This window comes from Mycobacterium decipiens (genome assembly GCF_963853665.1).
In the GTDB taxonomy this organism is placed as follows: domain Bacteria; phylum Actinomycetota; class Actinomycetes; order Mycobacteriales; family Mycobacteriaceae; genus Mycobacterium; species Mycobacterium decipiens.
This window is the reverse complement of sequence record NZ_OY970459.1, coordinates 1,276,663-1,289,145: the sequence shown is the minus strand read 5'-3', so window position 1 is coordinate 1,289,145 and position 12,483 is coordinate 1,276,663. Positions and strand designations below refer to the sequence as shown.

Below are 12,483 nucleotides of genomic sequence, written 5' to 3'. Positions count from 1 at the left end.
TGTTAACAACCGCTACGAGAGCGTCTGGGATGTCCAGGACTACCCGGACGACGAAAGCTCGAGCGGCTTCGGGGCAGGTCGGGCCAATACGGAAGGCGAATTGGCCTGGCCGGCTGACCGTCGATGGCGCCTGGTCACCGCGGTCGTCGGCGGGGTGGTGGCAGTCGGCGCCGTCGCGACCGCAGTCATCATCAACAGCGGCGATAGCGCGTCGACCAAGGCCACCGTTGGGGCACCAGCCCCGCGAACGGTGATATCCAGCACGACACGACCGACGGCCCCACCCAGCACGTCACCCCCTGCATCGCCGCCCACCTCACGGCAGCAACTCCCGCCGGAAACGGTCACCACGGTGGTACCACCCAGCACCGAGCCGACGCGAACCCCCACCGCTGCGCCGCCTCAGACTGCAGCGCCCCCGCCCGGTGCGCTGAACCCGCGCACCGTGGTCTACCGCGTGACCGGCACCAAGCGGCTCTTCGATCTGGTGAATGTCGTGTACACCGATGCCCGGGGTTTCCCGGTAACGGACTTCAACGTATCGCTGCCGTGGACGAAGATGGTCGTCCTGAACCCGGGCGTGCAGACCGAATCGGTGGTCGCGACCAGCATCTACGGTCGTGTCAACTGCTCGATCGTCAATGCGGCGGGGCAGACGGTCGTGGCGTCGACCAACAACGCGATCATTGCGACGTGCACCCGCTAAGTCTCGTCGAAACTCAGCCAGAACCTCACCGCTGACCCGGCAGGGCGGCGTGTCCCCCGATTGGTGGACCTCGGGACCATACCGCTGGGGGACTCGAATGTCGCCTCGCGCCATGGCCTTTCGTAGGAGCCCAGGAAGCCTGGGCCCCGTTAAATTAATCAAGCGATTATAAACCGGGCGACCCCGGAGTCTGCGAACACTTTCGCAGCAGCGATGCATGGGAGGAGGTGACGCATGGCACACGAACTTCTGTTCTGCGAGGTGGAAGCCCCGACGTACGCGGCCGGGCATCTTGCTTTCGTGGCTGATGACCTCGACTAAGCACGGACGGGTTTAGCCCAATCCGGTGGGGATTTCCGCATCTAGGTGTGTGAGATCCCCACCACCACCCGCATCTCTTCAACTGGCGAAACCAAGGAATCAACCATGCTCATGTCGCTGCGCACCGCGGCGCCGGCCGGTCCGGATTGGTCTTGTTGGCCGATGCGCTCGCTGGACTCGGCCGGCCGGGCAACAATCGCCCATCGCCGAGGTACCCACCGCATCATCAGCCCCGACCAGACCTGGCTGGCCGTGCAACCTCTGCTGGAACGGGCCGGCATCACCAGAGTCGCCGACCTGACCTGGCTAGACGATCTCGGAATCCCCACGGTGCAGGCGGTGCGGCCGGCCTCGCTATCGTTGTCGGTCAGCCAGGGAAAGGCCACCACCTACCGTGCGGCTCAGGTCTCGGCCGTAATGGAATCCCTGGAGATGTGGCACGTCGAGAACGTCACTGCAGACCTGTTGTCCGCCGCCACCCAGGATCTCGGGTCAACCCTGACCTACGACCCCGCCCGGCTTCGCCGCCCGCCCGGCAGCCTCTACCATCGCGGCGCGAAGCTCGACTGGATGGTCGCGACAACATTGCTGACCGGCCGCCGCACCTGGCTGCCGTGGACGGCCGTGCTGGTCAACGTGGCGGTCAGCGATCGCTGGGCACCGCCGATGTTCATGATGGACAGCTACGGACTGGCCTCGGGCAACAGCTACGACGAAGCCGCGCTGCACGCCCTGTACGAGATCATGGAACGACACAGCATCGCCACCGCCGTGCCAGGAGCGACCATGTTCGAGGTGACACTCGACGACGTCGCCGACTCGGATTCGGCTGGCCTGGTCGAGATGATTCTCCAGGCCGGAAGCGAATTGCTCATCTCCCGAATCGACAACTGGGACGGCTACTACTGCTTCGCTGTTGAGCTGACCTCGCCGATGCTGGAGCTACCGTTTAGTGGCTTCGGACTGCACCACGACCCGAACGTCGCACTGTCGCGAGCGATCACCGAGGCCGCGCAATCGCGGTTGACCGCGATCAGCGGAGCCCGTGAGGACATTCCATCGACGATCTATCACCGCTTCGCCCAGATACACACCTATGCTGCGATCCGCGGCTGCCAGCAGCGGAAGCCTGCCGCCGCGCCGACGTCGTGGCAGGTCCCCGCCAACGGTTCGCTGCCGGAGCTGGTGACGTCGGCGGCGACGGCGGTGGCCGCCCGGACCGGCGCCGAACCTCTGGCGGTCGTGTGCGACTTCGACGGCGGCTGTGTTCCCGTCGTGAAGGTCGTTGCCCCCGGCCTGACGATGTCGTCGACCACACCCTCGATGCGAACCCCTTTGTTGGAGTCGGCATGACATCGGGCGCAAGGGTCGTCGTCACGGCCGGCCCTACCATCGGTGCCGCCGAAATTCGGGCCGCCGTGCCCACCGCCGAAGTGGTCCCGCCGATTTCGTTCGGCCAGGCCCTCGGCTACGGCCTGCGTCCGGGCGACACGCTGCTCATCGTCGACGGACTCTTCTTCCAGCATGCCCCGGTCCGGCACAAGGAACTTCTCACCCTGATCGCCGACGGCGTACGCGTGATCGGGTCCTCCAGCATGGGCGCATTACGCGCGGCCGAACTGCATCCATTCGGCATGGAAGGCTATGGCTGGGTCTTCGAGAGTTACCGTTATGGGCTGCTGGAGGCCGATGACGAGGTTGCCATGGTGCACGGCGAGCCCAACGACGGCTACCCGGTCTTCGTCGACGCGCTGGTCAACATGCGCCACACCGTGGCCGAAGCCGTCAAAACCGGTGTGCTCGCCGCTCCGATGGCCAACCAGATCATCAAAGCGGCCCGCACCATCCCGTTCACCCTGCGCACGTGGCACCGGCTTTTGGCCGATGTCGGCGCCCCGAACGCCGGGGAACTTGCCGGACAGTTGCAGAGCCTGCGGGTCGACATCAAACATGCCGATGCCTTGCTCGCGCTGGATCATATCGTGCGCGAACCGCGCCGCAACGGGATTCGCCCCGGCCCACCCCCGACGATGTGGTCGCAGCGCTGGCGGCAATGCTGGGCACCGCCCACCCCCGTCGTGATCCGCACCGACGATGGCGGGCAATCGGTCGTCGACGTCTCCGACCTGGACGTGTTGTCGTTGCTGAGCGTGTGCGCCATCGACCGGTGGGCCTATCTGCCCGCGCTGGAACAGGTCGCCGCCTGGTACTGGACCCACCAGCGCCGCGGCCAGAACGGCAGCGTCCGGGAGCGCGCGTCGCAAGCCGTCGCTGAGGTGGAATCCGCGTCATACGAGCGCGCGCTCGAGATCGTGGCCCATCGCTACGCACTGGCTACCCGCATCATCGACGAGTCCGGCTTTCCCGAACCGGTCAGGTCGAAATGGCTCACTGCCGAAGAGGACCGGAACTTCGGCCATGACCCGATTGCCGTCGCGGCCCGCCTGACCACCCGCACACTGTTCTTCGCCCACACACTCCCGGCCACCCAGCACCTCCTTGATTTGCTGCGCGAGGACCCCAGACTGCCCGAGTGGCGCGCTATGGCCGCCCGGGCCCTGTCGATGCGCGACGAGCTGGCTCGTCGAAAACCGCACCTAAACCTGCACCGGCCGGATCCCGCGCAACTGAAACGCCTGTTCGCCACCCGCTGGGGCGCCAAGGTGGACCGCATCGAGCTGGCCCAGCGCGGCCTACTGACCCACGACTTCTTCTACAGCGCCGCCACGATATTTGCCGTTGCAGCCGCCGACGACCAACTGCCGTTCATTGAGGTCGCCACCTTAGGACCGACGCGAACCCTGACCCAAAGGCCAACCGCCGCAGTCCCACTTCCCCTGGCCTGAACGCGACCCGTTGATGAACGACTCAGCGACTCGCTACGAACGCAACCCTCACCTCCTGCTGGAATGGGAACCGGGCCGCGATGATGCGACGGTGTTTAACCCCGATGCCCGGCGGCGATTCCGCGTCAAACCGGCTCTCGTCAACCTGCTCGGCCAGCTGGACCAGCCCCGCACCGTCACCGACATCGGGCTACGGTGGACCGAATCACCCGGTACCGACCGGCTCGCCGGATTGCTGTCGCAGCTGACTGATGCGGGGATCGTGCGGACATCCCCTCCCTGCCCGTCTGCAGTAACCGAAACCGCACCCGCTTGGACACCGTGCGAACTGGCCGTGCACTGGCAAGCCGGCCGAGGCCCACAAGCCGACGCCCGCTTCGGCGAACCTCCGCCATCGCGGCTCAACCACCCCGAGGCGACCGCCACGATCGCGCTACCCGACGACCAACACGCGCCGTCGAGCCGCTCCCTCGCCGAAACACTCACCTACCGACGCAGCACCCGCCGCTACGCGCCGCAGCCCGTGCCGCTGCGCCAACTTGGCGCGTTCCTGCACCGCTCCGCACGCGTTCAAAGGCACCTTTCCGGCCGGGACGAACTGGGAACGCTCGGCGACATGACCCAACGACCGGCCCCCTCCGGCGGCGCCCGCCACAGCCTGGAAATCTACCTTGTCGCCCGCAACGTCGCGGAGCTCGCGGCCGGCGCTTACCACTACGACCCCTTCGACCATGCCCTGCACCAACTCGCGCCCTGGACCGCCGAACTGGAACAAACCTTGCGTCACACCACGGTCCAGCCCGCCCAGTTGAAGGCGCCGCCACCGGCAAGTCTTTACCTGGCCTCCTATGCCGCGCGGACCACGTGGAAATACAAGGGCATGGCCCTGAGCCTGATCTATCGCGACACCGGCTGCCTGCTGCAGACCCTCGCCCTGGCCGCCACCGACCTCGGCCTGGCCTCATGCATCACCGCACGGCTGGAATCACCGATCACCGCGCCCTTCCTCCGTGGCCGCGACCGTGAGTTCATCCACACCGGAAACCTCGCTCTCGGAATCCCCTACCAAGCACCAACCTAGGACGGTGGTGGTCGAGGCAACTTTGGCTTAGCTGAGACCGAGTTCGCGCATCCGTTGGTCGTGCGTGTGCTGCAAACGATCGAAGAAGGCACCGAGCTGGCTCAGGCCGCTGGTACCGGATACCACCAAGTCGACCAGCTCATCGTGGTCGGCCAGCACGAGCTGGGCCTGCGTGATCGCCTCGCCGAGCAGACGACGCGACCACAGAGCCAGCCGGCTGCGCTGTTTGCTGCTCGCCGTCACCGCTGCGCGCACTTCGGCAACGACGAACTGAGAGTGTCCCGTCTCCGATAACGCCGCCCGCACCACGTCGGCAACCTCGTCCGGCAGCCCGCCGGCGATCTCCAGATACAAATCGGCGGCCAGGGCGTCACCGACGTACGTCTTCACCAAGGCTTCCAGCCACGTGCTCGGCGTCGTCAGCCGGTGGTAGTTTTCCAACGCCAACGCGTACTTGGACATCGCCGGGACCACGTCGACACCCCGACGTTCCAGCGCATCGCGCAGCAACTCGTAGTGCCCCATCTCGGCGGCGGCGATGGTTGCCATCGAGATCCGTCCCCGCAGGTCCGGCGCCATCCGCGCCTCGTCGGTCAGGCGGTAGAAGGCCGCAACCTCGCCGTAGGCCAGCAAAGCGAATAGCTCGTTGACGCCGGGATGATCCGCCGGCAGCCGTGGCCTGGGCGAATCGGCCACTTCGTCGGCGGATGAGGGCGAAGTCATGGCAACACTCTAGTCGGCAGGCTCAGCAGGAAATGGGAGCCCGCTGGCCGACCAGCTATCATGCTCATAGGTAGCGGCGCTATCCCTACTGCCACTACCGGCGAAATGTGCGTGCATGTAGTTGGCCCGCCTGGATTGGTGCTTGGGCCGGCGACTCGGCGACGTAATCGGAGTCGGATCTCGTGCGCGCGTGAACCGCAACAGAGAAACACCGACATCAGACCGATACCGTCACCGAAAGGCCGCTGACCCACGTATGACCGCATTGCAGAGCACAACCGAACCAACCCCGAAACCTACGTTTGCCAAACTTGGAGTCCGCGACGAAATCGTTCGCGCACTGGCCGAAGAAGGCATTGAACAACCCTTTGCTATCCAAGAGCTGACCCTGCCACTCGCGCTCGACGGCGAGGACGTGATCGGCCAAGCCCGCACCGGCATGGGCAAGACTTTCGCCTTTGGTGTGCCGCTGTTGCAGCGCGTCACCTCCGGCAACGGCATGAGACCGCTCACCGGCGCTCCGCGGGCCCTGGTCGTAGTCCCCACCCGCGAGCTGTGTATTCAGGTCACCGATGACCTGGCCACGGCGGCCAAGTACCTGACCGCCGGCGCCGACCCAGACGACGCAACCGCCGCGAGTCGTCGGCTGTCGGTGGTGTCCATCTATGGGGGACGGGCCTACGAACCGCAGATCGAGGCGCTGCGCGCCGGCGCCGACGTGGTGGTGGGCACCCCCGGTCGGCTGCTCGACCTGTGCCAGCAGGGCCACCTGCAGCTGGGCGGGCTGTCCGTGCTGGTGCTCGACGAGGCCGACGAAATGCTCGACCTAGGCTTCTTGCCCGATATCGAGCGCATCCTGCGCCAAATCCCCGCCGACCGGCAGTCGATGCTGTTCTCAGCGACGATGCCCGACCCGATCATCACACTAGCCCGGACGTTCATGGTCCGGCCCACGCACATCCGGGCTGAGGCACCGCACTCCTCGGCGGTGCACGACGCCACCGAGCAGTTCGTCTACCGAGCCCACGCGCTCGACAAGCTGGAGCTGGTCAGCCGGGTGCTGCAGGCTCGTGACCGGGGCGCGACAATGATCTTCACCCGCACCAAGCGCACCGCCCAGAAGGTTGCCGACGAGTTGACCGAGCGCGGCTTCGCGGTGGGCGCCGTGCACGGCGATCTCGGGCAGGTGGCGCGGGAAAAGGCGCTCAAGGCGTTTCGCGCCGGCACCATCGACGTGTTGGTGGCCACCGACGTGGCCGCCCGCGGTATCGACATCGACGACGTCACCCACGTCATCAACTATCAGTGCCCCGAAGACGACAAGATGTATGTCCACCGCATCGGGCGCACGGGCCGCGCCGGCCGAACCGGGGTCGCGGTCACCCTGGTGGACTGGGACGAGCTGCCCCGCTGGAGCATGATCGACAAGGCACTGGGCCTGGGCTCCCCCGATCCGGCCGAGACCTACTCCAACTCACCGCATCTGTACGCCGAGCTGGCCATCCCGGCCCAGGCAAGCGGCACCGTCCGCCCGCCGCGCAAATCGCAGGCCAAACGGCGCGACACCGACTGCGACGGCCAGAAGACCGCACAGCGCGCCCACGGCACCCCCAGGCGTCGGCGCACCCGCGGCGGCAAACCGGTCACCGGACGCCCCGCCACCAACCCGGTCGTCAACGGCGACACCACCTCGGAGACGGGATCCAGTTCTGGGTCAGGTGCCGGGTCCGGTGTCGCATCCAGCTCCCGGTCCGGTGGCAGCGGGGCCGCGCGGCGCCGCCGTCGTCGCCGCGGACACTCGGCGAACGCCCAGGACGGCGTCGCTGCGCCGGCCAACTGACCGCGCCCACGCATGGTCAAGCCCGAACGTCGCACCAAGGCCGATATCGCGGCGGCGGCGACGATCGCGGTCGTCGTGGCCGTGGCCGCGTTGTTGATCTGGTGGACCAGCGACGCGAGGGCCACCATCAGCCGGCCGGCGGCGGTTCCGGTGCCCACCCCGACCCCGGCCCGGGAGGTACCGCCCTCGCTGAAGCAGCTCTGGACCGCTGCCAGCCCGGCGACCCGGGTTCCCGTGGTGGTGGGCGGAACGGTGGCTACCGGCGACGGACGCCAGGTGGACGGGCGCGACCCAGCCACCGGCCAGTCTCTGTGGAGTTACGCCCGTGACACCGAAATGTGCGGGGTGACCTGGATCTACCACTACGCCGTCGCGGTCTACCGGGACGACCGGGGGTGCGGTCAGGTCAGCACCATCGATGGTTCCACCGGTCGCCGCGGAGCCGCCCGAACCAGCTACGCCGATCCACACGTGCGGCTTTCCTCCGACGGCACCACGGTGCTGTCGGCCGGCAACACCCGCCTGGAACTGTGGCGTTCAGACATGGTCCGGATGTTGGCCTACGGCGAGACCGACGCCCGGGTGAAACCGTCGTCCCGAGGACTGCACTCCGGATGCACCCTGGAGTCGGCGGCGGCCAGCTCGGCCACCGTGTCAGTGCTCGAGGCCTGCGTGAGTCAGGCCGACCTGCGGCTCGTACTGTTGCGCCCCGGCAAGGAAGACGACGAGCCCCAACAACGCTTTGTGCCGGAACCGGGGGTCCAGCCGGGTTCGGGCGCGCGGGTCTTGGTCGTCTCGCAGAACAACACCGCGGTGTACCTACCCGGACAAATCGGCGCACAACCGAGAGTCGACGTCATCGACGAGACCGGCACCACAGTTTCGAGCACCCTGCTCGCCAGGCCGCCGTCGCCGTCGGCCGTGGTGTCGCGAACCGGCAACCTGGTGACCTGGTGGACTGGCGACGCGTTGCTGGTCTTCGACGCGGGCAGCCTGGCCCTGCGCTACACCATTGCCGCGGGCGAGACGACCGCGCCGGTGGGGCCCGGGGTGATGATGGCAGGTCAACTCCTGGTGCCTGTCACCGGCGCGATCGGTGTCTATGACCCGGTCAGCGGCGCGAACAGCCGCTATATCCCGGTGGACCGGCCGCCGAGCAGCTCGGCGGTGATCCCGGCCGTTTCCGGATCCAGGGTCATCGAGCAGCGTGGCGACACGCTGGTCGCCCTGGGCTGACCCGCATCGTGGGCGCGAGGGCTAGGACTCCACGGCGAAGGTGGGCAGCGGTTTGCCGGTCTTCCAATGTTTGAGCAGCGCCTGCGCCAACTCGCGGTAGGCCACCGCGCCCTTGTTCTTGCGCCCCGCCAGCACTGACGAGCCCGAGGCGCTGGCCTCGGCGAAGCGCACCGTGCGAGGGATGGGCGGAGCCAGCACCGGCAGGTCGTAGCGGTCGGCGACATCAAGCAACACGTCACGGGTGTGGGTGGTTCGCGAGTCGTACAGCGTCGGCAATGCACCCAACAGCCGCAGATTCGGGTTGGTGATCTGCTGGACATCGGCGACCGTACGCAGAAACTGGCCGACGCCGCGGTGCGCCAGCATCTCGCACTGCAGTGGCACGATGACCTCGTCGGCGGCCGTCAGGCCGTTGAGGGTCAGCACACCCAGCGACGGCGGACAGTCGATGATGACCGCGTCGAACCGGTCGGACAGTTTGGCCAGCGCCCGTTTGAGCGCGTACTCGCGGCCGGCCCGCATCAACAGCATTGCCTCGGCGCCTGCCAAGTCAATGTTGGCCGGCAGCAGCGTCATTCCCTCCATCGTGGTGACCAGCACGGCGTTGGGCTCGACTTCACCGAGTAGCACCTCGTGCACCGATACTGGCAGTTTGTCGGGATCCTGGCCAAGCGAGAAGGTCAGACAACCTTGCGGATCCAGATCGACGAGCAGCACGCGCCGTCCCTTGTCCACCATTGCCGCACCGAGCGAGGCGACCGTCGTCGTCTTGGCCACCCCACCCTTCTGGTTGGCCACCGCTAGTACCCGGGTCTCAGTCACAAGCGCCGCTCTCCCCCGCAAGCGGGTGGGAGTACGCCCCCAGGGGGAGGTGCCCCCACCCGCTTGTGGGGGCGTGCCCCCACCTCATCGCGCTCTCCCTTCGTCGTCGCCGCGGTCACAGTGTCATCCTGGCATGCTTCCCGCGACGTGGTTCGGGCAATCTGCCCGGCATGTCGTCCGGCACAATCTGTCGACATGGGCGTGCGCAACCACCGACTGCTACTGCTCCGCCACGGCGAGACGGCCTGGTCCAAGTCCGGCCAGCACACCGGTCGCACCGAGCTCGAGCTGACCGATACCGGGCGGACGCAGGCCGAGCTGGCCGGCCAGCTTCTGGATGGGCTCGAACTCGACAACCCGATCGTCATCTGCAGCCCGCGTCGACGAAGCCTGGACACCGCCAAGTCGGCCGGCCTGACAGTGGACGAGGTATCTCCGCTACTCGCTGAATGGGATTACGGTTCTTATGAGGGCCTCACGACGCCGCAGATCCGGGAATCCGAACCTGATTGGCTGGTGTGGACGCACGGATGCCCAGGCGGTGAAAGTGTGGAGCAGGTAAGCGATCGCGCGGACCGGGCCGTAGCCCTGGCGCTGGCGCACATGTCAGCACGAGACGTGTTGTTTGTCAGCCATGGCCACTTCTCTCGCGCGGTAATCACGCGCTGGGTCGAGCTGCCGCTCGCCGAAGGCAGCCGCTTCGCCATGCACGCCGCCTCAATCGGGGTCTGCGGGTTCGAGCACGGCGTGCGCCAGCTAGCGGTACTCGGGTTGACCGGTCACCCGCAGCCGATCGCAGCCGGGTGAGCGCCACCGTGGCGACGATGCGCGCAAGCGGCGAACCGCCCTTCGTGCTGTGTGGACCGAGAGGCACTCTAGTAGCCCACGGGGTGCAGTCGCGGTACTGCGACGTACGGGCCGCGCAAGCGGCACTGCGCTCAGGTGCGGCCCCAATACTGTTGGGCGCGTTGCCTTTCGACGTGAGCAGACCCGCCGCCTTGATGGCGCCAGACACCGTACTACGCGCCCAGGCGCTGCCCGACTGGCCGGCCGGCCCGCTGCCAAAGGTGCGCGTCGCCGCCACTTTCCCGTCACTTGCCGACTATCGAGCCAGGATCAGCCGCGCACGGGATCAACTCGCCGCGCCCGACAACTCTTTGCACAAGGTGGTGCTCGCCCGCGCGTTGCAGCTGACCGCCGATGCGCCGCTGGACGCCCGCGCCCTCCTGCGCCGGCTGGTCGAGGCCGACCCGGCCGTGTACGGCTACCTCGTCGACCTCACCCCCGCCGGCAACCACGAGACCGGGGCTGCCCTGGTGGGCGCGAGCCCCGAACTTCTGGTCGCACGATCCGGCGATCGCGTCGTCTGCAAGCCATTTGCCGGCTCAGCCCCACGTGCCGCCGACCCCGAACTCGATGCCGCCAACGCGGCCGCACTAGCTAGTTCGGCCAAGAACCGCCACGAACACCAATTGGTCGTCGACACGATGCGCGTAGCCCTGGAACCACTATGCGACGACCTGACGATCCCAACCGAGCCCCAATTGAACCGCACCGCTGCCGTTTGGCACTTGTGCACACCGATCACAGGCCGGCTACGCGATATGTCAACTACCGCAATCGATCTGGCGTTGGCACTACATCCCACCCCGGCGGTTGGCGGCGTGCCGACTAAGGCTGCCACCGAGCTTATCGCCGAACTGGAAGGTGACCGCGGTTTCTACGCCGGCACGGTCGGCTGGTGCGATGCCCAGGGGGACGGCCACTGGGTGGTGTCTATCCGCTGCGCACAACTTTCGGCTGATCGACGCATAGCCCTCGCCCACGCCGGTGGCGGCATCGTCGCCGAGTCCGATCCGGATGACGAACTTGAGGAAACCACAACGAAATTCGCCACGATTTTGACCGCGCTGGGAGTTGAGCAGTGACCAACAACATCCGTCGCGCCACTCCGGAGGACAGCGCCGACATCGCTGCCATGATTCACGGGTTGGCCGAATTCGAGCGCGCCGCAGATCAATGCACGATCACCGAAACACAGGTATCTACAGCACTTTTCGGAGACTCTCCGACCGCACGATGCCACGTCGCCGAGGTTGACGGCGAAGTTGCCGCGATGGCCCTGTGGTTTCTCAACTTTTCGACCTGGGACGGCGTACCGGGCATCTATGTGGAGGACCTGTTCGTCTGGCCGCGGTTTCGCCGCCGCGGTCTGGCTCGTGGCCTGCTGTCGACGCTGGCGGGTGAATGCCTCGAAAACGGCTACACGCGCCTGTCCTGGGCGGTGCTGAACTGGAACTCCGATGCCATCGCGCTGTACGACCGCATCGGCGGGCAACCGCAACACGAGTGGACTACCTATCGGCTGTCCGGAGGGCGACTGGCCGCGCTGGGCGGACCACCCTGATCGCCCCTGGCGGCCCAGCGCACGGCCCCGGGACTAAAGAGCAAGATCAGCGCCGCCAGCGCCACGATTCCGACCGGGATCCCGAGCGCCGGCCGATGGGAGCCCACCGCCATGTACCAGGCCACCGGCAGCAGAAGCAGCTGGGTGAACACGGCCAACCCGCGGCCCCAGCGCTTGCCGGCCACCAGCGCGCTGCCCGCAGCGAGCACCCCGCCGCCCACCAGAACAAACCAGACAGCGGTACCTAAGCCGCTAACCACGCGCTGGTCCACTCCCCCGAGACCGCGTATCACCAACGCCAAGGCCACCCCCAGCGCGGCGGCCCCCTGCGCGGCGACTATCAGTCCCGCGCCGCGCACGGTGGCCGGGGCGCGAACAGTCACCTCGCCAGCGTAGTCACGCGAGCGTCACCGGCCCGCGCGGAATACTTGGTGCCCGGCTGACCCAATCGCGCGCCTGCCCCTAATTGCCGTACTCCTCCTCGTCGCCGCGCCTAAGCTC

The 12,483-nt window shown here is 67.1% G+C and carries 12 protein-coding genes; 9 read left to right on the top strand and 3 right to left on the bottom strand.

The window, feature by feature from the left end; all coding sequences use genetic code 11:
- Positions 1 to 157: 157 nt before the first annotated feature.
- From AADZ55_RS05930 to AADZ55_RS05915, 4 genes are all read left to right on the top strand, one after another.
- Positions 158 to 706: an MmpS family transport accessory protein gene (locus AADZ55_RS05930; protein WP_085323452.1), complete on the top strand. Its 549-nt coding sequence runs from the start codon at positions 158 to 160 to the stop codon at positions 704 to 706.
- Between the two features lie 426 nt (positions 707 to 1,132).
- A complete protein-coding gene (locus tag AADZ55_RS05925; RefSeq protein WP_085323284.1) occupies positions 1,133 to 2,380 on the top strand; it encodes a YcaO-like family protein in 1,248 nt (415 codons plus the stop codon).
- The gene (locus AADZ55_RS05920) at positions 2,377 to 3,873 is read left to right on the top strand and encodes a TfuA-like protein (protein WP_085323283.1); all 1,497 of its coding nucleotides are present in this window, start codon (positions 2,377 to 2,379) and stop codon (positions 3,871 to 3,873) included. Before AADZ55_RS05925 ends, AADZ55_RS05920 begins: the two co-directional genes overlap by 4 nt.
- A 13-nt stretch (positions 3,874 to 3,886) precedes the next feature.
- Complete coding sequence (locus AADZ55_RS05915) at positions 3,887 to 4,954, top strand: SagB family peptide dehydrogenase (protein WP_085323282.1); 1,068 nt, start codon at positions 3,887 to 3,889, stop codon at positions 4,952 to 4,954.
- A 27-nt stretch (positions 4,955 to 4,981) separates the two neighbouring features.
- Here AADZ55_RS05915 and AADZ55_RS05910 read toward each other — a convergent pair whose 3' ends face one another.
- Entirely contained in the window at positions 4,982 to 5,677 is a 696-nt protein-coding gene (locus tag AADZ55_RS05910; protein ID WP_085323281.1) for a ferritin-like fold-containing protein, read from the bottom strand.
- A 256-nt stretch (positions 5,678 to 5,933) separates the two neighbouring features.
- On the opposite strand from AADZ55_RS05910, the gene AADZ55_RS05905 reads away from it, so the two are divergent.
- Entirely contained in the window at positions 5,934 to 7,517 is a 1,584-nt protein-coding gene (locus tag AADZ55_RS05905) for a DEAD/DEAH box helicase (RefSeq protein WP_085323280.1), read from the top strand.
- A gap of 12 nt (positions 7,518 to 7,529) precedes the next feature.
- Positions 7,530 to 8,753, top strand: coding sequence for a hypothetical protein (locus AADZ55_RS05900; RefSeq protein ID WP_085323279.1), 1,224 nt, complete (start codon positions 7,530 to 7,532; stop codon positions 8,751 to 8,753).
- A gap of 21 nt (positions 8,754 to 8,774) precedes the next feature.
- Here the strand turns inward: AADZ55_RS05900 and AADZ55_RS05895 are convergent, their stop codons facing one another.
- Positions 8,775 to 9,575 (bottom strand): ParA family protein, encoded by an 801-nt coding sequence (locus AADZ55_RS05895; protein WP_085323278.1) that lies wholly within the window; start codon positions 9,573 to 9,575, stop codon positions 8,775 to 8,777.
- A 195-nt stretch (positions 9,576 to 9,770) separates the two neighbouring features.
- Between AADZ55_RS05895 and AADZ55_RS05890 the strand changes: the two genes are divergently transcribed.
- From AADZ55_RS05890 to AADZ55_RS05880, 3 genes are read left to right on the top strand one after another with little or no spacing between them, the layout of a single operon-like run.
- The gene (locus AADZ55_RS05890; RefSeq protein ID WP_085323277.1) at positions 9,771 to 10,382 is read left to right on the top strand and encodes an acid phosphatase; all 612 of its coding nucleotides are present in this window, start codon (positions 9,771 to 9,773) and stop codon (positions 10,380 to 10,382) included.
- Positions 10,379 to 11,503 (top strand): isochorismate synthase, encoded by a 1,125-nt coding sequence (locus tag AADZ55_RS05885; protein ID WP_085323276.1) that lies wholly within the window; start codon positions 10,379 to 10,381, stop codon positions 11,501 to 11,503. The genes AADZ55_RS05890 and AADZ55_RS05885 overlap by 4 nt, the downstream gene beginning before the upstream one ends.
- Positions 11,500 to 11,982, top strand: coding sequence for a GNAT family N-acetyltransferase (locus tag AADZ55_RS05880; protein WP_119184864.1), 483 nt, complete (start codon positions 11,500 to 11,502; stop codon positions 11,980 to 11,982). Before AADZ55_RS05885 ends, AADZ55_RS05880 begins: the two co-directional genes overlap by 4 nt.
- Here the strand turns inward: AADZ55_RS05880 and AADZ55_RS05875 are convergent.
- Entirely contained in the window at positions 11,934 to 12,365 is a 432-nt protein-coding gene (locus tag AADZ55_RS05875; protein WP_085323275.1) for a hypothetical protein, read from the bottom strand. The two genes, AADZ55_RS05880 and AADZ55_RS05875, sit on opposite strands and share 49 nt — an antisense overlap.
- Between the last annotated feature and the right edge of the window lie 118 nt (positions 12,366 to 12,483).

Excerpts from the sequence above, each read along its gene's own strand:
- AADZ55_RS05905 (WP_085323280.1), top strand. The coding sequence starts at position 5,934 with ATGACCGCATTGCAGAGCACAACCGAACCAACCCCGAAACCTACGTTT.
- AADZ55_RS05910 (WP_085323281.1), bottom strand. The coding sequence starts at position 5,677 with ATGACTTCGCCCTCATCCGCCGACGAAGTGGCCGATTCGCCCAGGCCA.
- AADZ55_RS05920 (WP_085323283.1), top strand. The coding sequence starts at position 2,377 with ATGACATCGGGCGCAAGGGTCGTCGTCACGGCCGGCCCTACCATCGGT.
- AADZ55_RS05925 (WP_085323284.1), top strand. The coding sequence starts at position 1,133 with ATGCTCATGTCGCTGCGCACCGCGGCGCCGGCCGGTCCGGATTGGTCT.
- AADZ55_RS05915 (WP_085323282.1), top strand. The coding sequence starts at position 3,887 with ATGAACGACTCAGCGACTCGCTACGAACGCAACCCTCACCTCCTGCTG.
- AADZ55_RS05900 (WP_085323279.1), top strand. The coding sequence starts at position 7,530 with ATGGTCAAGCCCGAACGTCGCACCAAGGCCGATATCGCGGCGGCGGCG.
- AADZ55_RS05890 (WP_085323277.1), top strand. The coding sequence starts at position 9,771 with ATGGGCGTGCGCAACCACCGACTGCTACTGCTCCGCCACGGCGAGACG.